Raw genomic sequence first — 19,562 nt, 5'->3', positions numbered from 1 at the left:
GCGTTTCCGTGTCAACCCCCGGCATCGATCGGCGGCCACCGCCTAGGGTGATCGTGGCTGATGGCTCCGCCGCGGCCGCGAGAGGAGCTCATCATGTCACCGACGAGCGATCCGTTCTCGTGACCGCGCTGATCCGCTCCATCGGCACGGCCGTGCCGAGCACCCGCCTCGCCCAGGCCACGATCCGCGACCTCTTCGCGGCGCAGGACGGAACCGATCGCCTCACCGGCCGGCTCATCCGCGCGGCATTCGACGCCGCGGCGATCGATGGCCGGCACACCGTCCTGCGCGAGCTTGAAGCACCCGGGGGAGCGGAAGACACGTTCCTAGCCGCCGACGGGCGCCTCCTCGCTCCGACCACCGGCGTCCGCAACGCGATCTACCGCCGAGAGGCGCCGGCACTGTTCGCCGCCGCGGCCCGCGACGCCCTCGACCGGGCCGAGGTGCCCCCATCGTCCGTCACCCACGTCATCACCGTGTCGTGCACCGGATTCTTCGCGCCCGGGCCCGACTACCGCCTCGTCCGCGACCTCGGCCTCCCGGCCGGCACCGAGCGCTACCATCTCGGCTTCATGGGATGCGCTGCGGCGATCCCCGCCCTGCGCGCGGCGGCCCGCATCTGCGACGGACAGCCCGGATCGGTGGTGCTCGTCGTGTGCGCCGAACTGTGCTCCCTCCACCTGCGCGTCTCGCGCGAACCCGACCAGATCGTGTCGTCAGCCGTCTTCGCCGACGGCGCGGCGGCAGCGGTCGTGACGGCTGATCCGCCGACCGTCGGCACTCGACCGGTGCTCGAGATCGAGAACTTCACCACCGCTCTCACCGACGACGGCGAGAAGGACATGGACTGGACGATCGGCGACGAGGGGTTCGAGATGGTGCTCACCGCCGAGGTTCCGCGGATCGTCGGGAGGGAGATCCGCGCCGCCGTCGAGAACATCGCCGGCGAAGGCGGGGCCGAGGCGGTCGACGCCTGGGCGATCCACCCCGGCGGCCGCAGCATCCTGGACCGCGTCCAGACCGGGCTCGGGCTGTCGGATGACGCGATGGCGGCGTCTCGGGACGTGCTGCGGCGCTACGGGAACATGTCGAGCGCGACGGTACTGTTCATCCTGCAGCGGATCCTCGCCGACACCGCGCTCGCGGACGGCGGGCGCGTCGTCGGCATCGGGTTCGGGCCCGGCCTCACGGTCGAGAGCGTGCGCTGCGTGCGGCGGACTGCGCCATGACGAGCCTCGCGACACGCGACGAGCACCTGGCCGAGCTCATGGACGACCCGGCGTGCGACCCCGTGCTGCTGCGCCGCACGCTCGAGCGCTTCCGCCTCGTCAACCGCCTGGTCTCTGGGTGGGACGGGCTCTACCGCAGCCACATCCGCCCCGCCCTCGCACAAGCGGGCGGGTCCGGTCGCATCCTCGACATCGGGTGCGGCGGCGGCGATGTGCTGCGGCGCCTCGTCGCCCTGGCGCGACGCGACGGCTTCGCGGTCGAAGGCCTGGGGATCGACCCCGACGCCCAGGCGATCGGCGTCGCCGAGGCGGCCCCGCGCGTTCCGGGAGTCGCATACCGCCCCACCGACAGCACGCGCCTCGCGGACGAGGGCGAGCTGGCCGACATCGTGATCTCCAATCACCTCCTCCACCACCTCGCCGTCACAGACCGATCCACCGTCCTGGCGGACAGTGAGCGGATGGCTCGTCGCCTCGCCCTCCACGCCGACATCGCACGCAGCCGAACGGCCTACGGCGCGTATGCGGTGGCGATCACGCCGCTGGCGCCCGGGTCCTTCCTGCGCACGGACGGACTGCGCAGCATCCGCCGCTCCTACACGCCGGCCGAACTGCGTGCCGTGCTCCCGCCGGCTTGGACGGTCGAGCACGCACGGCCGTTCCGGCTCCTCGCGGTGCTGCGGAAGCAGTAGCAGGATGTCGACGTGAACGCGCCGGAGCACGACGTCATCGTCATCGGCGCCGGACCCACCGGCCTGTTCCTCGCCGCGGAACTGCATCGCCGCGGAGTCGACGCCGTCGTGCTGGACGCCCGCTCCGATGCGACGCCGGGCACGCGCGCCATCGGCATCCACCCGCCCACGCTCGCTGCACTCGAGGCATCGGGCGCGACCGATCGGCTGCTGTCCTGTGCCGTGCGCATCCCGCGCGGCGAGGCACGCACCGCCGACCGGCGGCTCGGCGAGGTGCGCTTCGACCTGCTCCCGCTGCGCTTTCCGTTCGTCGCTGCGGCCCCCCAGGCGGTCACGGAGGCGGCGGTCGCGCACGGCGGTCGGCCGGTTCGACGCGGGGTGCGCGTGGTGGAGGTCGACGACCGCGGCGACCACGTCGAGGTCGTCACCGACGCAGGCGGCCTCCTCACCGGGGGCATCGCGGTGGTGGCTGCGGGGCGTGCCGGCCGGCCGCTCGTGCCGGGCGCGGCCGTCGCCGAACGCGACTACGCCGACCGCTACCTGATGGCCGACGTCGCCGGACTCACCGGCGAACCGGAAGCGGTGGCGACGGTCACGCTGGATGCGTCGGGCGTGTTCGAGTCGTTCCCGCTGCCGGACGGCGGACGCCGGCTCGTCGCGTGGGTGCGGCCGAGCGGGGAGACCCACCTCTCCGACTCCGACACACGGACGGAGCGGCTGCGGCACGCGGTCCGCGCCCGCGGCGCATCGCCGGTGCTCGCCGATGCGATCGAGACGGCATCGGCGTTCGGCATCCGTCGGGCAGTCGCCCGGCGGTTGCGGGTGGGACGCATCCTCCTCATCGGCGACACCGCCCATGAAGTCAGCCCCATCGGCGGGCAGGGCATGAACCTCGGGCTTCTCGATGCGGCCGGCCTCGCCCCGCCGCTCGCGGAATGGGCGCACGGCCGGCCGGACGACACGGCGCTCGCCCGCTGGGAACGCGACCGGCTGGCCTCGGCGCACACGGCGGCACGCATCGCCGGGGTGAACACGGCGTTCGGTCGCGCGCGGGCGCCTGTCGCGCACGCGGTCATCACCGGGATGCTGCGGCTCGCGCTCGCCGGACCCTCGGCGGCGGTGCTCGCCCGCGCCTACGCGATGGGCTTCGATCGGGATGCGGGGATCAGCCCGTCCCGCTCCCGATCACGAGCCCGGCTGCCAGCAGCAGCGCGCCGATCATGACGATGCGGAACGAGAGCCGCGCGGGGGGACGCGTCACCGCCGTGACGAGCCCCACGATCGCGAGCGCGAGCACGGCACCGGCGACCGTCCAGGTCGCCCATCCCACCCTGCCGTTCTGAAGGCCGCCGCCGATCAGGGCCGCCGCGGCGCCGGCGGCCAGAGCGCCGAACGCGATGAACGTCGATGCACGACGGCCGAGCCGATGCGGCAGTCCCCGCACGCCGGTGCGCTCGTCGTCCTCGAGATCGGGGAGGACGTTGGAGAAGTGTACCGCGACGCCGAGCGCGGCTCCGGCGAGCCACTCCCATGCCGGTGCGACGTGCGGCTCGACGAGGGCGAGGGGAGCGAGCGACGGAAAGACGGCGAACCCCACGGCGAAGCACGCCGCCGACCAGGGCGTGGACTTGAGCGTCGTGTTGTACGCCCAGCCGCAGCCGAGGAACACGGCGTGTGCGAGCACGAGCTGCCATCCCAGCGCTGCCGAGGACACCAGCGCGGCCGCCGCCGTTGCGAACGCCGCCGTCCACGCGAGCCGCACCGGAGCCCCGGGTCGTGCGAGCGGTTTGTCGGTCCGTTCCGTCGCACGATCGCGGGGGGCGTCGATCGCATCGTTCGACAGCCCGATGGAGAGCTGTCCGCAGAGCACCGAGACCGTCAGCACCGCGATGCGTCCGGCATCCGCTCCCGCCGCGATCCCGAGTGCGAGCGCGATCGCGGTGACCACGACCGTCGGCCCGGGATGCGCCGAGCGCCACAGGACCGCCGCGATTCGCATGGGGCGATGTTAACGGGGCGGGGGAGCGCAGCGCCCACCCCGCCCCGTCGGTTCGGCTTCCGGCTCAGCTCTCGGCGATGTTCTGCCGTGCCTCCTGCGTGCGGTCCTTCACGTCGCCGGCGGCATCCGTCGCCTCGTCCTTGACGTTCTCGACGGCATCCGTCGCCCGATCCTTCACGGCGGCCGCCGCATCCTGGGCCGGCTCCTTCAGGTCGGACGCGACATCCTTGGCCACGCTGCTCACCTCGTCCATGAGGGGCTGCGCCTGCTCCTTCGCCGACTGCGCGAGCTCCTTCTCCTTGTCGGACGACGGGATGAGCGAGGCCGCCAGCAGCCCCACCCCGAATGCGATCAGCCCCACAGCCATGGGGTTGCCCTCCGCCTTGCGGACCAGATGGCGGCCTTCACCGGCGACGTCGGAGGCCATCGAGGAGGCCGAGTCCCCGGCGTCGTGCGCGACGCCCATGACGCGCTCCCGCGCCGACGTGAACGCGTGGCGGACCTTGTTCGTCTGGCGATGCATGATCTTCGACGGGCTGACCTTGTCGGCGAGCGCGTCGACATCGCGGCCGAGTTCGAGCCGCGTGCGCTCGGCGTCCGCCCGGATGGCATCTGGTGAATCGGTCATCGGTTCTCCTCATTCCTCTTGAACGTCTGGGGGATCTCCTGCAGCGTCTCGGCCGTCTGGGGCGCCCCCTTCACCTTCTTCAGCTGTGCGCGGCCGACCGGGTAGAGGATCGCCGCGATGATCGCCCAGATGACGGCCACGACCAGGCCCGACCATCCCCAGCCGATCAGGTACGCGAGTGCTGCCCACAGCGCCAGCGACAGGAACAGCACGGTCATCGACGCCGCGTAGCCGGCGCCGCCGAGCATCCCTCCGCCCTTGATGGTGCTGACGGCCGACTCCTTGAGCTCGGCCTTCGCCAGCGCCACCTCCTGACGCATGAGCGTGGACATGTCGCGGGTGACCTCGCCGATCAGTTCGCCCAGCGAGGCGTTCTCGGCGTGCCGCTCAGAGGGCGTCTGGTCGCTCATCCGTGCCCTCCCGTCGCTCCTGCGCGAACCGGCTCGCCGACTCCGAATACAGTGGAGCATCCTCGCTCGCGGCGGTGGACGGCAGGTCGGTCTCCGTGTCGACGAAGCCGGCCAGTCCGCTCTCCACGCTCGCGCCGCCGGCTGTCACTCCCGGGCCCGTACCCGGGGCCCTGCCGGCACCGGTGAGGTTCTGGCCGGTTCGAATGCCACTCGACGACTGCCGAGCCTGCCCCGTTCCTGCGCCCCTCGACGTGGAGCCCTGCGACGACTCGGCGGCACCCTGCGCGAGCGCGCGGGTGAGCCGTCCGACGAGGACGCCGGCGATGGCGGCTCCCGCGATGAACATCCCCGGACGCCGCCGTGCGAAGCTCTTCACCTCCTCGAGGAGCCCGGCAGGATCCCGATCGCCCAGCCATGTGGCAGCCTGACCTGCCCGCTCGGATGCACGATGAACGAGGCTGCTGGCCATGCCGTCGTTGTCGGAATTGCGCGCCATCGATCCGAGCTCGTCGCTGAACGAACGCAGACCCTGCGCGATGCGGTCCTGCTGCGTCGCGGCCTGCTGGCTCAGCTCGTCACGCGCCTGCGCGTACAGGTCGCCGACCTGGTGCTTCGCCTCCCGGACGACGGATGCGCCCTCCTCCTTCGCGACGTGGGCGACATCCTTCGCCGCGTCGCCGGCCGTGTCGGCGACCTCCCCGGCCTCCTGCTTGGCTGCTTCCGGCTTGCCGGGGTCGGCATTCATGGGAGCAGTCGTCCCGCCGGATTCCCCGGATGCGTAAACGTCTGACATCGTCTCTCCTCTCGTTCACCGGCCTCACGGACCAGTTGGCGCTCCGTTCTAGCGGGGACCCGGAGAGGAAAAGTGGGGGTTGCGATGCGCGCGGGAATGTGCACGCGGCCGTCGCGACGCACGGCGGCGCTTCGCGAGTGACCCGGCGGGTCAGCGTGCTTCGGGCAGCCGGGTGAGGTAGCGCTCGGCGTCGAGCTCCTTGCGCTTGCCCCCGTCCTTGCCCTCGGGCTTCCCACCCACGTACAGCCAGCCGAGCAGACGCTCGTTCTCGCGCAGGCCGTGCAGCTTCGCGACCTTCGCGGTCCGCGTCCAGTGCCCGGTCCGCCAGATGACGCCCCACCCCGCCTCGTCGAGCAGCAGGCTCAGGGTATGGGCGACGCCGGCGGCCGCGGCCACCTGCTCCCAGCGCGGGACCTTGTCGCTCGGCCGGTAGCTCACCACGATCGCGATCAGCAGCGGCGCGCGCAGCGGCTTCGTCGACGGGTCCTTCTCGCCCGCGGCCTTGCTGATCGCACGGCCGAGGCGTTGCCGGTCATCGCCGCGCAGCTCGATGAGCCGCCACGGCCGCAGCGCCGAGTGGTCGGCGACGCGTCCGGCCGCCGCGACGAGCGGCAGCAGCTGCTCATGCGTGGGCGCTTCGTCGGTGACCTTCGACCACGACCGACGCGCACGCACCGCGTCGAACGCGCTCACGCCTCGTCTTCAGGAGTGAACGACAGCGAGATCGAGTTCATGCAGTAGCGGTCACCGGTCGGCGTGCCGAAGCCGTCGGGGAACACGTGCCCCAGATGCGAGCCGCACGCCGCGCACCGCACCTCCGTGCGCTGCATGCCGAGCGAGTCGTCCTCCAGCAGCTCCACCGCCTCCGGGCGCACCGACTCGTAGAAGCTCGGCCATCCGCAGTGCGAGTCGAACTTCGTTCCGCTGCGGAACAGCTCCGCGCCGCATGCGGCACAGGTGTACAGTCCCGCACGATGCTCGTCGAGGAGCTCGCCGGTCCACGGACGCTCGGTCGCGGCTTCGCGCAGCACCGCGTACTGCTGGTCGTTCAGCTCTTCGCGCCACTGCTCGTCGGTCTTCTTCACGGTGTAGGTCATGATGTCCTCCACACCCATTCAACCCGACTTCGAGCCCCGGTGTTCCGCCTCGTGCACTGCGCGAGAATGGGCGGATGCGTGAGATCGCCGCCGTCCAGGAGCGGTACGACCGCTTCGCCCGCGTCGAGGCGCCGCACCGGTCGGCGCTGTACGCCGAGTGGGCGGCGGGCGTCGCAGCCGACGACGCCATCGCGGGCGTGCTCGCCCGCATCCCACCCACCCACCGGCAGCCCCCGCTCGTGTTCGCCGTGACCCGGATGCTCGGCTGTGGGCTCGTGCCCTACCTGGAGTGGGCGGCGTGGGTGCGGGAGCACGCCGACTCCGTCGTCGCGGAGAGCGCCGCCCGCGGCGTGCAGACGAACGAGCCGCTCCGCTGCGCCGCGCTGCTGCCGGCGCTCGCCCTCATCGACGGCCCGATCGCGCTGCTCGAGGTCGGCGCGAGCGCCGGGCTCTGCCTGTACCCGGATCGCTACTCGTATCGCTACCGCACCGACGACGGCCTCGTCTGTCTCGACCCCGCAGGTGGGCCGAGCGTCGTCGTGCTCGACGCCGAGTGGCGGGGGCCCGCTCCCGTGCTGCGGCTCCCCGACGTCGTGTGGCGCGCGGGCATCGATCTGCAGCCCCGCGACGCCCGGGCGGAGTCCGACCGGGCATGGCTCGCCGGCCTCGTGTGGCCGGGAGAGCAGGGACGAAGCGCCCGTGTGAGCGCGGCGCTCGATGTCGCGGCGGCAGACCCGCCGCTCCTCGTCGCCGGGGACGCCGGCGCCGTGCTGCCACAGCTCGCGGCGCGCGCACCGCAAGAGGCGACCCTCGTCGTCACGACCCCCGGCGTGCTCGCCCACGTGCCGCGCGCCGGACGGGAGCAGATCGTCGCAACCGCCCGCGCGGCGGGCCGGTGGATCACGCTGGATGCACCGGGGCTGCACTCGGCGACGCGCGGGACGTGGCATCCGGCTCCCGACGCGGACGACTGGCCCAACGGTACCTTCGCACTCGCGCTCGACGGACAGGTCGTGGCGGCGGCCGACCCGCTCGGCGGGATCGTGGAGCCGATCGGCGCGTACCGGGAGTGGCGCACTGCGGATCGGGATGCCGCGCAGTAGCGTGACAGCGTGCCCTTGAACGATCGCGACCGCGCCATCCTCGCCTTCGAAGCCGGCTGGACCCGTCACGTGGGCGCCAAGGAAGAGGCCATCCGCGTCGAGCTCGGCCTCGCTCCGGCCCGCTACTACCAGCTGCTCGGGCGACTCATCGACACCTCCGACGCCCTCGAGCACGATCCCATGCTCGTGAAGCGCCTGCGACGCATCCGCGACGAGCGGGTGCGGACGCAGACCGCCCGGATCTCGGCCGGGTAGCATCGGGAGGTGCCTCGACCGACCTACTCGCGGGACCGCTTCGACGACCTCCCCGCGGACGCCGACCGGGTCGGCGCGCACCGCGCCGAGAACCCGCACCTGCGCGCCGGGGTCGTGATCGCATGGGCGGCGCTGGCCACCGTCGTCCTCATCGGACTCGGTGTGTTCGGCACGATGCTCGCGACCGGTCGCCTCGGCGCTGCGCCCTCGGCCGTGGCCACGACGCCGGCGCCCACCGTGACCCCCGTGATCGACACGTCGTTCAGCATCCTCATCCTGAACGCCACCGGTGAAGGCGATCAGGCAACGCTCGCCAAGGACAGGCTCGTGGAGGCGGGGTGGGCGGCCGGGGCGGTGTCGCCCGGTGAGGCCGGCTCGACGTACCCCACCACGACCGTCTACTACTCGCATGCCGCTGACCAGGCCGCGGCCGCGGGACTCGCGCAGGTGATCGGCGGCGCGCAGATCTCGCAGAGCGACGAGTACCAGAGCACGAGCGATCCGAACGGCAAGCAGCTCACTGTCGTGCTGGGCACGGATCGCGTCGCCTCGTCGTCGCCGTCGAGCACGCCGTAGCCAGCGATCCAGGCGGCTTGCACTCGATAGGGGCGAGTGCCAGAATGGGGTTAGCACTCCCGTTTGTCGAGTGCTAAAGACCGTCAGCCAACGTCCGGGAGGGACGACACACACATGGCAAAGATCATCGCTTTCGACGAGGAGGCCCGTCGCGGTCTCGAGCGCGGCCTGAACACGCTGGCCGACGCCGTCAAGGTGACCCTCGGCCCCCGCGGTCGCAACGTCGTGCTCGAGAAGAAGTGGGGCGCCCCCACGATCACGAACGACGGCGTGTCGATCGCCAAGGAGATCGAGCTCGACGACCCGTACGAGAAGATCGGCGCCGAGCTGGTCAAGGAAGTCGCCAAGAAGACCGACGACGTCGCCGGTGACGGCACCACGACCGCCACGGTTCTCGCCCAGGCACTCGTGCGCGAGGGCCTGCGCAACGTCGCGGCCGGCGCCGACCCCATCTCGCTCAAGCGCGGCATCGAGAAGGCCGTCGCGGCCGTCATCGAGCAGCTGCACGAGAGCGCCAAGGAGGTCGAGTCGAAGGAGCAGATCGCCGCGACCGCGTCGATCTCCGCCGCTGACCCGACCATCGGCGAGCTCATCGCCGAGGCCATCGACAAGGTCGGCAAGGAGGGTGTGGTCACCGTCGAGGAGTCGCAGACCTTCGGCACCGAGCTCGAGCTCACCGAGGGCATGCGCTTCGACAAGGGCTTCATCAACCCCTACTTCGTCACGGACCCCGACCGCCAGGAGGCGGTGTTCGAGGACCCGTACATCCTCATCGCGAACCAGAAGATCTCCAACATCAAGGACCTTCTGCCCGTCGTCGACAAGGTGATCCAGGACGGCAAGGAGCTCGTCATCATCGCCGAGGACGTCGAGGGTGAGGCGCTGGCGACCCTGGTGCTGAACAAGATCCGCGGCATCTTCAAGTCGGTCGCCGTGAAGGCCCCCGGCTTCGGCGACCGCCGCAAGGCCCAGCTGCAGGACATCGCGATCCTCACCGGCGGTCAGGTCATCACCGAGGAGGTCGGTCTCAAGCTCGAGAACACGACGCTCGATCTGCTCGGCCGTGCCCGCAAGGTCATCGTCACCAAGGACGAGACCACGATCGTCGAGGGCGCTGGTGACAGTGCTCAGATCGAGGGCCGCGTGACCCAGATCCGTCGCGAGATCGAGAACACCGACAGCGACTACGACCGCGAGAAGCTGCAGGAGCGCCTCGCCAAGCTCGCCGGCGGCGTCGCCGTCATCAAGGCGGGTGCGGCCACCGAGGTCGAGCTCAAGGAGCGCAAGCACCGCATCGAGGACGCCGTGCGCAACGCGAAGGCCGCCGTCGAGGAGGGTGTCGTCGCCGGTGGTGGCGTCGCGCTCATCCAGGCCGGTGCCAAGGCGTTCGAGACCCTGGGTCTCGACGGCGACGAGGCGACCGGTGCCAACATCGTCAAGGTCGCGATCGAGGCGCCGCTGAAGCAGATCGCGCAGAACGCGGGTCTCGAGCCGGGCGTCGTCGCGCACAAGGTCGCGGGCCTCGAGGCGGGCCACGGCCTGAACGCGGCCACCGGCGAGTACGGTGACCTGTTCGCGCAGGGCATCATCGACCCGACCAAGGTCACCCGCTCGGCGCTGCAGAACGCCGCGTCGATCGCCGGCCTGTTCCTCACCACGGAGGCCGTCGTCGCCGACAAGCCGGAGAAGGCTCCGGCGGCTCCGGCCGACCCGACCGGCGGCATGGACTTTTGAGTCGTCGGGGCTCAATGCCGCGCAGCGGCGTTGAGCCCCGGTCGACTCAAGGTTGAGCGAGCCCGCAGAGCGGGCGAGTCGAAACCCGACGTCACCCCCACGAACGGCTCCTCCTTCGGGAGGGGCCGTTCGTCGTCTCGGCGCTACCGGAAGAGGCCGGCGCTGAACTGCTCGGCGTCGGCGTACTGGCGGCCGGCCGACGCCAGGGCGCCGTTGATCGCGGCGAGCGTCTGCTCGACCTGCGCCTGCGTCGCCCGCCACTGGTCGACGACCGCCGCGAAGGCGTTCGAGGCGCTGCCCGTCCACGATCCCTGCAGATCCGTGAGCTGGGCGAGCATCGACTGCGTCTCGCTCTGCAGCCGGTCGATCGTGCCGCGCACCGCGGTGGTGGCGGACAGGACGGCGTCGCTGTCGACGGAGTAGACGGCCATGTGCGGCTCCCTTCTGTCGTGTGGGACCCACGCTAGGCAGCCGCCACCGCTCCTCGGTGCGGTGGCGACGGATCTGGGGATGCGCGCGCACCGCGCGCATCCGTCCGCCCGTCTGGGGAGGCGTCGGCGACGGCTACGGCGCCTCGTCGGGGCTGCGGTGCAGCGGCTGCGTGTTCACCTCGGCGGCCGATGCCGTATCGCGTCCCCGCGCGAGCGGGAACGACACCCGGAAGGTCGCGCCCCCACCGGGCGTCTCCGAGACCAGGATGCTTCCGTGCAGCAGCTCGACGATCGACGCCACGATCGACAGGCCGAGGCCCGATCCGCCCGTCTCACGGGTGCGCGAGTTGTCGGCGCGCCAGAAGCGCTGGAAGATCTGGTCGCGGATCTGCGGTGGGATGCCCTCGCCGTGGTCGGCGATCGCGATCCACCCCATGCCGGCCATCGCGTCCACCCCGACCGCCAGATCGACGGGGGAGTCGTCGGGGGTGTACCGTCGCGCGTTCGCGAGGATGTTCGCCACCACCTGACGGATGCGGTTCTCCTCGCCCAGCACGACGGGTTCGGCTGCCGGCACCAGGGGGACGGCCGCGGTGATCGGCTCGCCGGCGTGCTCGGTCGAGGACGGCTGCTGCTTCGGTCGACGGCGCAGGATGTTGCGCGGCACGCGGCCGCCCACCGCTCCCGGCCGGCGCTTTCCGGCCGTGGGCGTGGACGCGGTCGGAAGCTGCAGCGCGGGGAGCTCGTCCGCAGTCGCCGAGGTGGTCGTGTCGTTCACGGTCACCTGCCGGCGGGGCGACGCCGCCCGGAGGTCGAGTGCGGCGTCGCGGGCGATCGGGCGCAGGTCGACAGCGGTGATCGCGATCTCCTCGCGACGCTCGTCGAGACGCGTGAGGGCGAGGAGGTCCTCGACGAGGGCGCCCATCCGGATCGCCTCCTTCTCGGTGCGCTCGAATGCGAGGGCCACGTCTTCGTCGCTGCGGATCGCGCCGATGCGGTACAGCTCGGCGTAGCCGCGCACCGTCACGAGCGGCGTGCGCAGCTCGTGACTCGCGTCGCCGACGAACCGGCGCATCTGCCGCACCGCCGCGTCGCGCTGCCCCAGCGCGGCGTCGAGCCGCGCGAGCATCGCGTTGATCGCGATCTTCAGCCGCCCGACCTCCGTGTGCTCGGGCTCGATCTTCGTCATCCGCTGGCTGAAGTCGCCGGCCGCGATCGACATCGCCGTCGCCTCGACCTGGCCGAGGCTCCGGAACGCCAGCGTGACGAGACCGCGGGTGACGAAGGCGCCGATGAGCATGGTCAGGAGCGCGAGGATGCTGTAGATCCCCAGGAAGGTGCCGACGATGCGATTGACCGACGACGTCGGCAGCGCGACGAGCTGCGTGAACAGGTCGCCCCGGTTGAGTGTGAACGACGAGACGCTCGCGCGGAACGGCACACCCGTCGTGCCGTCGATGTCGAACGGCGTCGATCCCCGCGTCGTGACCTGCACGCCGGTCATCTTCTCGGGGAAGACCGGCGTGTTCTCGGTGCGCGGGCCGGTCGAGGCGAGCATCGTGCCGTCGAGCGCGTACACCGCCACGAAGTATCCGGAGTAGTCCACCGGTGCGGTGTCCTTCACCGTGAAGCTCACATCCCCGTCGGCGCCGACCTGGGCGTCGAACACGCTCGTGACGAGGTCGGCGGCGCTCAGCTGCTGGACCTGGCTGTCGAGGTTCGCGTCCAGCGCGCTGCGCAGAAAGATCATCGTCCCCATGCCGGCCGTGAACAGACCGATGGCGAGCACTGCGACGGTCACGCCGGTGACCTTCGCGCGCAGGCTTAGACTGCGCCACCACCCGGTGACGGCATCCTGCTTCTCTGTCCCCAGGGTGGGCTCCCGCGTGTGTGCCGCCTAAGCGGTCTTGCCGGCCTTCAGCATGTAGCCGAATCCGCGCTTGGTCTGGATGAGCGACTCGGAGGAGTGCGGGTCGATCTTGCGGCGCAGGTAGGAAATGTAACTCTCCACGATGCCCGCGTCGCCGTTGAAGTCGTACTCCCACACGTGGTCGAGGATCTGCGCCTTGCTCAGCACACGGTTCGGGTTCAGCATGAGGTACCGCAGCAGCTTGAACTCCGTGGGGCTCAGCTCGATCTGGGTGTCGCCGACGAACACATCATGGGTGTCCTGGTCCATCGTGAGCTCGCCGGTGCGGATGACCGACTCCTCGTCGGTCTGCATCGTGCGGCGCAGGATCGCCTGAATCCGCGCCACGATCTCATCGAGGCTGAACGGCTTCGTGACGTAGTCGTCACCGCCCGCGTTCAGGCCCTCGATCTTGTCTTCGGTCTCGTCCTTCGCGGTGAGGAAGAGGATCGGCGCGGTGTACCCGGCGCCCCGCAGGCGCTTCGTGACGCTGAAGCCGTTCATGTCCGGCAGCATCACGTCGAGGATGATGAGGTCCGGCTCCTCTTCGAGGACCGCCGAGATGGTCTGCGCGCCGTTCGACACGGCACGCACCTGGAAGCCGGCGAAGCGCAGGCTCGTGATCAGCAGATCGCGGATGTTCGGTTCGTCGTCGACGACAAGGATGCGCGGTGCGGTCATGTGCCCATTATGGTGATCTGCGCTGTGTCGGTGTGGGATGTTCGCGGCGAGCGGCATCCTCCCGCGCGCGCACCTCGACGCAGCAGTGCCCGTCGCGCGGGACGAGATGGGGGGTCCGCTCGTCGCCGGTGGCATCGATCATGCCCTGCACGAGCGCGAGGTTCGCGCCGCACACGAGCTGCGTGTGCCGGGCGGCGAGAGCGTGGAACGGGCAGTTCTCCAGCACCACGCCGCCGGCGCCGTCGGACGCCGGCCGGTAGCCGCACGCGTCGAGCGCCGCCTCGACCGAGCGGCACTCCGTGCCGATCTGCGCGCCGAGCTCCCGTGCCTGGGCGGGAACGGCGTCGCGCATGGGGATGTCGTCGCGGTCTGCGCGTTCGGCGGCGGCGGCGAGCAGCTCGCCGGCCAGCTCGTAGTGGCGTTCCGGGATGGAGCCGGTCACTTCGGCCGCCGTGGCGCGGTACAGCTTCGCCGGGCGGCCGGCGCCGGGGCCGCTGCGCCCCGACAGCCGCCGGTACTCCACCGTCAGGAGGCCCGCGTCGACGAGGCGGTCGAGGTGGAACGCGACGGTGGAGCGGGGGATGCCGGCGGCTGCCGCCGCCGCGTCGCGGCCGACGGCATCCTGCGCGTTCGCGACGATGTCGTACACGCGCCGGCGGATCGGGTCGCCGAGCTCGCCGAGGGCTGCGGCGCGGTTCTCAGAGATCACGCCCATGTCGCGAGTGTACTCTAAAAACGTACTTCTTGACAAAAGATTCTCGCGGTTCTACCGTCGGTATCGAACCCGACACCGCGCCGGGTCGAAGGGGAAGCGCATGTCGATCACGATGCCGCCGACCGCGACGGCCACCCGCCCGGCTCTGTCCCTGGCGACAGTGGAAGACCCGCCGGCGGAGGATGCGGCGCGACTGGCCGCGGTGGAGGAGGCGGGGGAGATCGTCGTCGACGTGGCCGCCGCCGAGCAGGCGGTCGCGGCCCTGCTGAGGGCACTCGGCCATGACGCGGACGCGGCGCACCTCGCCGAGACGCCGCGGCGGGTCGTCGCGGCGCTGCGCGAGATGACGGAACCCGAGCCGTTCGCGTTCACGACGTTCCCGAACGAGGGCGGGTATGACGATCTCGTGCTGGTCCGCGACATCCCGTTCACGTCGCTGTGCGCGCACCACCTGCTGCCGTTCCGCGGCACGGCGCACGTCGGCTATCTTCCGGGCGACCGGATCGTCGGCCTGTCGAAGCTCGCCCGCGTCGTCGACATGTTCGCGCGCGATCTGCAGGTGCAGGAGACGCTGACCGCCCAGATCGCCGACCACCTCGAGCGCCATCTCGCGCCGCGCGGCGTGGGCGTCGTGCTCGAGGCCGAACACCTCTGCATGGCCGTCCGCGGGGTGCGGGCATCCGGTACGACCACCGTGACGAGCGCGTTCCGCGGAGAGCTGCGCGAGCACGAGACGCTGCGCGCGCGGTTCGCGCCGTCGGCACGCTGACGAAGGACGAAAGGAGACGTCATGGCCGGGATGGTCATCATCGGAGGCGGTCTCGCCGCGGGGACGGCGGCCGAGACCCTGCGCCAGGAGGGTTACGACGGACCGATCACCGTCGTCGCGGAGGAGCCGTACACGCCGTACCAGCGCCCGCCGCTGTCGAAGGGGTACCTGAAGGGCGACGAGGGGCGGGATGCCGTCATCCTGCACCCCGACGACTGGTACCGCGAGAACCGGATCGACGTGCGCACGTCGACGGCCGCGACGGCGATCGACACCGACGCGCACACGGTCACTCTCTCGGATGGCGCGGCCGTGGAGTACGACAAGCTCCTGCTAGCAACCGGCTCGTCGCCGCGCAGGCTGCCGATCCCCGGCCACGACCTGCCCGGTGTGCATCTGCTGCGCCGGCTCGACGACTCCGATGCGCTGAAGGCCGAGCTCTCCCACGGCGGCCGGCAGCTGGTGCTCATCGGCTCGGGCTGGATCGGCATGGAGGTCGCCGCGACGGCGCGCCGGCTGGGCAACGAGGTGACGATCCTCGAGCGCGATCCGGTGCCGCTGGCGGCGGCTCTCGGCGCCGACATGGGGAACGTCTTCCGCCGGCTCCACGAGGAGAACGGCGTTCGGATCCGCACCGAGGTGAGCGTCGAGCGCATCGCCGGAACCGACCGCGCCGAGGGCGTGGTGGTCGACGGCGAGACGGTTCCCGCCGATCTCGTGCTGATCGGCGTCGGGGCCGTCCCAAACACCGCGCTCGCGGAGGAGGCAGGACTCGAGGTCGACAACGGCGTCCTCGTCGACGCATCCCTGCGCACCAGCGCGCCCGATGTGTATGCGGCGGGGGATGTCGCGAATGCGATGCACCCGGTGCTCGGCCGGCGCCTGCGCAGCGAGCACTGGGCGAACGCCCTGAACGCGGGCCCGGTCGCGGCCCGGGCGATGCTCGGGCAGGATGTCGAGCACGACATGATCCCGTACTTCTACACCGATCAGTTCGACCTCGGGATGGAGCTGTCGGGCTACCCGCCGCTCATGAAGGACGCCGAGCTCGTGATCCGCGGCGACCTCGCCGGCCGCGAGTTCGTCGTGTTCTGGACGCAGGGAGCCCGCGTCGTCGGCGGCATGAACGTGAACGTGTGGGACGTGAACGAGGCGGTGCAGCAGCTCATCCGATCGGGCGCCGGGGTCGACCCGCGGGCGCTCGCCGACCCGGAGATCCCGCTGGACAGTCTGGTCACGGCGTGATCGTCGACCCCGGACTGGTCGACCCGGTGCGGCGGATCGGGGGGCGAGAGATCGACTTCTCACGCCGCATCGCCGTGATGGCGATCGTGAACCGGACTCCGGATTCGTTCTACGACAACGGCGCGACGTATGCGCTCGATGCGGCGGTCGCGTCGGGCGCGGCGGCGTTCGCGGCGGGGGCGGACGTCGTCGACGTGGGCGGAGTGAAGTTCGCGCCCGGGCCGCCGCTGCCCGTGGAGGAGGAGATCGATCGGGTCGTCCCGGTCGTCCGGGAGCTCGCCCCGCTCGGGCCGGTGAGCGTCGACACCTTCCAGCCCGCGGTGGCGCAGGCGGCGATCGCCGCGGGGGCCGCCGTCGTCAACGACACGACCGGGCTGCACGACCCCCGGATGGCCGATGTCGTGGCCGACTCGGATGCGACGCTCGTGGTCGCGCACAGCCGGGCGGCGCCGCGCACCTCGCTGCCGCAGCCGCGCTACGACGACGTGGTCGGCGAGATCGCGGCGTTCCTCCGTGAGCGGGTGGCGCTTGCCCAGGAGCGCGGCGTGCCACGGACCCGGCTCGTCGTCGACCCCGGACACGACCTGAACAAGACGACCCGGCACTCCCTGGAGCTGTCGCGCCGGCTCGGCGAGCTGACGACGCTCGGTCTGCCGATCCTCGCGGCCCTGTCGAACAAGGACTTCGTCGGCGAGACGCTCGATCGCGGTCGCGACGAGCGACTCGCGGGATCGCTCGCGGCGGCCGTGTTCTGCGTGACCCAGGGCGCGCGGATGGTGCGTGTGCACAACGTCGCCCAGAGCGTCGACGCGATGAGGATGGTCGAGGCCATGATGGGATGGCGCGAGCCCGCCTATGAGCTGCACAACATGCGGGCGGAGGGGAACGAATGATGCCGGCGACCGGTCCCACCCGCGACGACCTGTTCGCCGCATACGCCCTCGAACACCGGGAGACGCCGCGGGTGCGCATGAACTTCGTCTCGAGCGCCGACGGCGCCGTGACGCTGGAGGGCCGCAGCGGAACGCTGGGCGGGGCGACCGATCGGGCGCTGATGCAGGTGCTGCGGGCGATGGCCGATGCGGTCCTCGTCGGGGCGGGAACCGTGCGGGTGGAGGGATACGGGGGCGTCGCCCCGGAGGATCAGGATGCCGCGTGGCGGCGCGAGCACGGCCTCGCAGCGGTTCCGCGGCTCGTCGTCGTCAGCGGCGGGCTCGACCTCGTGCCTTCCGCATCCGTGTTCGCCGAGGCATCCGTCCGCCCTGTCGTGGTGACGTGCGCGGCGGCGTCCGCCGACCGGCGTGCGGCGATCGCGGAGGTCGCCGATGTCCTCGTGTGCGGCGAGGAGGAGGTCGACCTGGGAGAGATGATCGCGCGGCTGGCCGAGCGGGAGATGCCGCAGATCCTGTGCGAGGGCGGCCCGCACCTGTTCGGCTCGCTGCTCGACGCTGGCGTCGTGGACGAGCTGTGCCTCACCCTCGCGCCGCGCGTCGTCGGCGGCGCGGCGGGACGCATCGCGCAGGGGGCCGACGAGGGCGACCGGCGATTCCGGCTGCGCACTGTGCTGCACGACGACGAGGGCTTCGTGTTCCTCCGCTACGCGCGCTGAGCGCCGCCGCGTCATCGGATCAGGCGGCGACCTGATCGGCGTCGAGGATCGTGTACGCGTATCCCTGCTCGGCGAGGAAGCGCTGACGATTCTGCGCGAAGTCCTGGTCGACGGTGTCGCGGGCGATGAGCGTGTAGAAGCTCGCCGTGTGGCCCGACTGCTTCGGCCGCAGGAGCCGTCCGAGCCGCTGCGCCTCCTCCTGCCGTGAGCCGAATGACCCCGACACCTGGATCGCGACGGACGCCTCGGGCAGGTCGATGGAGAAGTTGGCGACCTTCGAGACGACGAGCACCTGCACCTGGCCCTCCCGGAACGCCTGATACAGCTCCTCGCGCTCGTCGACGGGCGTGGCACCGGTGATCTTCGGGGCGTTCAGCGCGTCGGCGAGCACGTCGATCTGGTCGAGGTACTGGCCGATCACGAGGATCCGCTCTCCCGTGTGCTTGGCGACGAGGTCCTTCACGACGCCGATCTTCGCCGGCGCCGTCGCCGCGAGCCGGTACCGCTCGTCGTCGGCCGACGCCGCGTACTCGAGCCGGTCGTCGTCGGGGAGGTCGACGCGCACCTCGTAGCAGACGGCGGGCGAGATGAATCCCTGCGACTCGATCTCCTTCCACGGGGCGTCGAACCGCTTCGGACCGATGAGGCTGAACACGTCGCCCTCGCGGCCGTCTTCGCGCACGAGGGTGGCAGTCAGGCCGAGCCGGCGTCGAGCCTGCAGATCCGCGGTGAGCTTGAACACCGGCGCGGGGAGCAGATGCACCTCGTCGTACACGATGAGTCCCCAGTCGAGCGCGTCGAGGAGGGCGAGGTGCGCGTACTGCCCCTTCCGCTTCGCCGTGAGGATCTGGTAGGTCGCGATCGTGACCGGTTTGACCTCCTTGACCTGCCCGGAGTACTCGCCGATCTCCTCCGGGGTCAGCGAGGTGCGGCGCAGCAGCTCATCGCGCCACTGCCGCGCGCTGACGGTGTTCGTCACGAGGATGAGCGTGGTGGTCTTCGTCTCGGCCATCGCCGCCGCGCCGACGAGCGTCTTGCCCGCGCCGCAGGGCAGCACCACGACTCCGGAGCCGCCCTGCGTGAACTTCTCCACGGCGGTGTGCTGGTACGGCCGCAGGTGCCAGTCGCTCTCGTCGAGGGCGATGGGATGCGGCGTGCCCGGCGTGTAGCCGGCGACGTCCTCGGCCGGCCAGCCGATCTTCAGCAGCTCCTGCTTGATGGCGCCGCGGGCCCACGCGTCGATGAGGTAGGCATCGGGGGAGGGATGGCCGACGAGCAGCGGGCGGATGCGCTTGTTCTTCGTCACTTCCGCCAGCACCGCGGCATCCGTCGAGCGCAGCACGAGGTCGCCGTCGTCGTTGCGTTCGATCACGAGCCGGCCGTAGCGGCCGACGGTCTCGCGGATGTCGATCGACACCGACGCCGGCACCGGGAACCTCGACCAGCGATCGAGCGTCGCGAGCATGTCGTCGGCTTCGTGCCCGGCCGCACGCGCGTTCCACAGCCCCAGCCGCGTGATCCGGTACGTGTGGATGTGCTCCGGCGCCCGCTCGAGCTCGGCGAAGATCGCCAGCTCGTGACGGGCTGTCTCGGCGTCGGGATGCGCCACCTCGAGCAGCACAGTGCGATCGCTCTGGACGATGAGGGGGCCGTCGGACATAACGGACGATTCTACCCGCGGCGCCTG

At 71.2% G+C, this 19,562-nt stretch carries 22 protein-coding genes; 11 read left to right on the top strand and 11 right to left on the bottom strand.

Going from position 1 to position 19,562, the window contains the following annotated elements:
* Window positions 1-119: 119 nt before the first annotated feature.
* The 3 genes from AC3RX1_RS14255 to AC3RX1_RS14245 are packed head-to-tail and all read left to right on the top strand — an operon-like array spanning window position 120 to window position 3,145.
* A complete protein-coding gene (locus tag AC3RX1_RS14255) occupies window positions 120-1,229 on the top strand; it encodes a type III polyketide synthase (RefSeq protein WP_491501969.1) in 1,110 nt (369 codons plus the stop codon).
* Window positions 1,226-1,921 carry a methyltransferase domain-containing protein gene (locus tag AC3RX1_RS14250; RefSeq protein ID WP_491501911.1) on the top strand — a complete coding sequence of 232 codons (696 nt, stop codon included), beginning with the start codon at window positions 1,226-1,228 and terminating at the stop codon, window positions 1,919-1,921. The genes AC3RX1_RS14255 and AC3RX1_RS14250 overlap by 4 nt, the downstream gene beginning before the upstream one ends.
* Before the next feature lie 12 nt (window positions 1,922-1,933).
* Entirely contained in the window at window positions 1,934-3,145 is a 1,212-nt protein-coding gene (locus tag AC3RX1_RS14245) for an FAD-dependent oxidoreductase (RefSeq protein WP_491501910.1), read from the top strand.
* Here AC3RX1_RS14245 and AC3RX1_RS14240 read toward each other — a convergent pair.
* The 6 genes from AC3RX1_RS14240 to msrB form a co-directional block, all read right to left on the bottom strand.
* On the bottom strand, window positions 3,087-3,920 hold the full coding sequence (locus AC3RX1_RS14240) for a UbiA family prenyltransferase (protein WP_491501909.1): 834 nt from the start codon (window positions 3,918-3,920) through the stop codon (window positions 3,087-3,089). The two genes, AC3RX1_RS14245 and AC3RX1_RS14240, sit on opposite strands and share 59 nt — an antisense overlap.
* Window positions 3,921-3,984: 64 nt before the next feature.
* Window positions 3,985-4,548 carry a DUF3618 domain-containing protein gene (locus AC3RX1_RS14235; RefSeq protein ID WP_491501908.1) on the bottom strand — a complete coding sequence of 188 codons (564 nt, stop codon included), beginning with the start codon at window positions 4,546-4,548 and terminating at the stop codon, window positions 3,985-3,987.
* A complete protein-coding gene (locus AC3RX1_RS14230; RefSeq protein WP_491501907.1) occupies window positions 4,545-4,958 on the bottom strand; it encodes a phage holin family protein in 414 nt (137 codons plus the stop codon). Before AC3RX1_RS14230 ends, AC3RX1_RS14235 begins: the two co-directional genes overlap by 4 nt.
* Window positions 4,936-5,751: a hypothetical protein gene (locus tag AC3RX1_RS14225; protein ID WP_491501906.1), complete on the bottom strand. Its 816-nt coding sequence runs from the start codon at window positions 5,749-5,751 to the stop codon at window positions 4,936-4,938. The genes AC3RX1_RS14230 and AC3RX1_RS14225 overlap by 23 nt, the downstream gene beginning before the upstream one ends.
* A gap of 150 nt (window positions 5,752-5,901) precedes the next feature.
* On the bottom strand, window positions 5,902-6,444 hold the full coding sequence (locus tag AC3RX1_RS14220; protein ID WP_491501905.1) for a nitroreductase family protein: 543 nt from the start codon (window positions 6,442-6,444) through the stop codon (window positions 5,902-5,904).
* Window positions 6,441-6,848: a peptide-methionine (R)-S-oxide reductase MsrB gene (msrB, locus tag AC3RX1_RS14215; RefSeq protein ID WP_491501904.1), complete on the bottom strand. Its 408-nt coding sequence runs from the start codon at window positions 6,846-6,848 to the stop codon at window positions 6,441-6,443. The genes AC3RX1_RS14220 and msrB overlap by 4 nt, the downstream gene beginning before the upstream one ends.
* 74 nt (window positions 6,849-6,922) lie before the next feature.
* On the opposite strand from msrB, the gene AC3RX1_RS14210 reads away from it, so the two are divergent.
* From AC3RX1_RS14210 to groL, 4 genes are all read left to right on the top strand, one after another.
* Window positions 6,923-7,951 (top strand): DUF2332 family protein, encoded by a 1,029-nt coding sequence (locus AC3RX1_RS14210; protein WP_491501903.1) that lies wholly within the window; start codon window positions 6,923-6,925, stop codon window positions 7,949-7,951.
* 9 nt (window positions 7,952-7,960) lie between these two features.
* Window positions 7,961-8,206, top strand: coding sequence for a DUF3263 domain-containing protein (locus AC3RX1_RS14205; RefSeq protein ID WP_491501902.1), 246 nt, complete (start codon window positions 7,961-7,963; stop codon window positions 8,204-8,206).
* A gap of 9 nt (window positions 8,207-8,215) precedes the next feature.
* Window positions 8,216-8,782 (top strand): LytR C-terminal domain-containing protein, encoded by a 567-nt coding sequence (locus AC3RX1_RS14200; protein WP_491501901.1) that lies wholly within the window; start codon window positions 8,216-8,218, stop codon window positions 8,780-8,782.
* Window positions 8,783-8,896: 114 nt separating this feature from the next.
* Window positions 8,897-10,516: a chaperonin GroEL gene (gene groL / locus AC3RX1_RS14195; RefSeq protein WP_491501900.1), complete on the top strand. Its 1,620-nt coding sequence runs from the start codon at window positions 8,897-8,899 to the stop codon at window positions 10,514-10,516.
* A gap of 143 nt (window positions 10,517-10,659) precedes the next feature.
* Here the strand turns inward: groL and AC3RX1_RS14190 are convergent, their stop codons facing one another.
* The 4 genes from AC3RX1_RS14190 to AC3RX1_RS14175 all read right to left on the bottom strand — a co-directional run bounded on the left by AC3RX1_RS14190 (window position 10,660) and on the right by AC3RX1_RS14175 (window position 14,252).
* On the bottom strand, window positions 10,660-10,947 hold the full coding sequence (locus AC3RX1_RS14190) for a WXG100 family type VII secretion target (protein WP_491501899.1): 288 nt from the start codon (window positions 10,945-10,947) through the stop codon (window positions 10,660-10,662).
* A gap of 133 nt (window positions 10,948-11,080) precedes the next feature.
* Complete coding sequence (locus AC3RX1_RS14185; RefSeq protein ID WP_491501898.1) at window positions 11,081-12,748, bottom strand: sensor histidine kinase; 1,668 nt, start codon at window positions 12,746-12,748, stop codon at window positions 11,081-11,083.
* 96 nt (window positions 12,749-12,844) lie between these two features.
* On the bottom strand, window positions 12,845-13,537 hold the full coding sequence (locus AC3RX1_RS14180; protein WP_491501897.1) for a response regulator transcription factor: 693 nt from the start codon (window positions 13,535-13,537) through the stop codon (window positions 12,845-12,847).
* A 7-nt stretch (window positions 13,538-13,544) separates the two neighbouring features.
* Window positions 13,545-14,252 (bottom strand): helix-turn-helix transcriptional regulator, encoded by a 708-nt coding sequence (locus AC3RX1_RS14175; RefSeq protein WP_491501896.1) that lies wholly within the window; start codon window positions 14,250-14,252, stop codon window positions 13,545-13,547.
* Between the two features lie 100 nt (window positions 14,253-14,352).
* On the opposite strand from AC3RX1_RS14175, the gene folE reads away from it, so the two are divergent.
* From folE to AC3RX1_RS14155, 4 genes are read left to right on the top strand one after another with little or no spacing between them, the layout of a single operon-like run.
* Window positions 14,353-15,021, top strand: a complete 669-nt coding sequence (gene folE, locus AC3RX1_RS14170; protein ID WP_491501895.1) for a GTP cyclohydrolase I — start codon at window positions 14,353-14,355, stop codon at window positions 15,019-15,021.
* A gap of 21 nt (window positions 15,022-15,042) precedes the next feature.
* On the top strand, window positions 15,043-16,266 hold the full coding sequence (locus AC3RX1_RS14165) for an NAD(P)/FAD-dependent oxidoreductase (RefSeq protein ID WP_491501894.1): 1,224 nt from the start codon (window positions 15,043-15,045) through the stop codon (window positions 16,264-16,266).
* Window positions 16,263-17,159 (top strand): dihydropteroate synthase, encoded by an 897-nt coding sequence (gene folP / locus AC3RX1_RS14160; protein ID WP_491501893.1) that lies wholly within the window; start codon window positions 16,263-16,265, stop codon window positions 17,157-17,159. Before AC3RX1_RS14165 ends, folP begins: the two co-directional genes overlap by 4 nt.
* Entirely contained in the window at window positions 17,156-17,875 is a 720-nt protein-coding gene (locus tag AC3RX1_RS14155; RefSeq protein ID WP_491501892.1) for a pyrimidine reductase family protein, read from the top strand. Before folP ends, AC3RX1_RS14155 begins: the two co-directional genes overlap by 4 nt.
* 19 nt (window positions 17,876-17,894) lie before the next feature.
* Here AC3RX1_RS14155 and AC3RX1_RS14150 read toward each other — a convergent pair whose 3' ends face one another.
* Complete coding sequence (locus tag AC3RX1_RS14150) at window positions 17,895-19,535, bottom strand: DNA repair helicase XPB (protein ID WP_491501891.1); 1,641 nt, start codon at window positions 19,533-19,535, stop codon at window positions 17,895-17,897.
* Window positions 19,536-19,562: the final 27 nt, after the last annotated feature.

Source organism: Microbacterium altimontanum (assembly GCF_058349865.2).
Note: the sequence above shows the minus strand (reverse complement) of the source record. Positions and strands in the feature narration are given on the sequence as shown.

Coding starts and splice junctions, on each gene's coding strand:
- AC3RX1_RS14250 (WP_491501911.1), top strand. CDS start 1,226: ATGACGAGCCTCGCGACACGCGACGAGCACCTGGCCGAGCTCATGGAC.
- AC3RX1_RS14240 (WP_491501909.1), bottom strand. CDS start 3,920: ATGCGAATCGCGGCGGTCCTGTGGCGCTCGGCGCATCCCGGGCCGACG.
- AC3RX1_RS14235 (WP_491501908.1), bottom strand. CDS start 4,548: ATGACCGATTCACCAGATGCCATCCGGGCGGACGCCGAGCGCACGCGG.
- AC3RX1_RS14230 (WP_491501907.1), bottom strand. CDS start 4,958: ATGAGCGACCAGACGCCCTCTGAGCGGCACGCCGAGAACGCCTCGCTG.
- AC3RX1_RS14225 (WP_491501906.1), bottom strand. CDS start 5,751: ATGTCAGACGTTTACGCATCCGGGGAATCCGGCGGGACGACTGCTCCC.
- msrB (WP_491501904.1), bottom strand. CDS start 6,848: ATGACCTACACCGTGAAGAAGACCGACGAGCAGTGGCGCGAAGAGCTG.
- AC3RX1_RS14210 (WP_491501903.1), top strand. CDS start 6,923: ATGCGTGAGATCGCCGCCGTCCAGGAGCGGTACGACCGCTTCGCCCGC.
- groL (WP_491501900.1), top strand. CDS start 8,897: ATGGCAAAGATCATCGCTTTCGACGAGGAGGCCCGTCGCGGTCTCGAG.
- AC3RX1_RS14190 (WP_491501899.1), bottom strand. CDS start 10,947: ATGGCCGTCTACTCCGTCGACAGCGACGCCGTCCTGTCCGCCACCACC.
- AC3RX1_RS14180 (WP_491501897.1), bottom strand. CDS start 13,537: ATGACCGCACCGCGCATCCTTGTCGTCGACGACGAACCGAACATCCGC.
- AC3RX1_RS14175 (WP_491501896.1), bottom strand. CDS start 14,252: ATGGGCGTGATCTCTGAGAACCGCGCCGCAGCCCTCGGCGAGCTCGGC.
- folE (WP_491501895.1), top strand. CDS start 14,353: ATGTCGATCACGATGCCGCCGACCGCGACGGCCACCCGCCCGGCTCTG.
- AC3RX1_RS14165 (WP_491501894.1), top strand. CDS start 15,043: ATGGCCGGGATGGTCATCATCGGAGGCGGTCTCGCCGCGGGGACGGCG.
- AC3RX1_RS14155 (WP_491501892.1), top strand. CDS start 17,156: ATGATGCCGGCGACCGGTCCCACCCGCGACGACCTGTTCGCCGCATAC.
- AC3RX1_RS14150 (WP_491501891.1), bottom strand. CDS start 19,535: ATGTCCGACGGCCCCCTCATCGTCCAGAGCGATCGCACTGTGCTGCTC.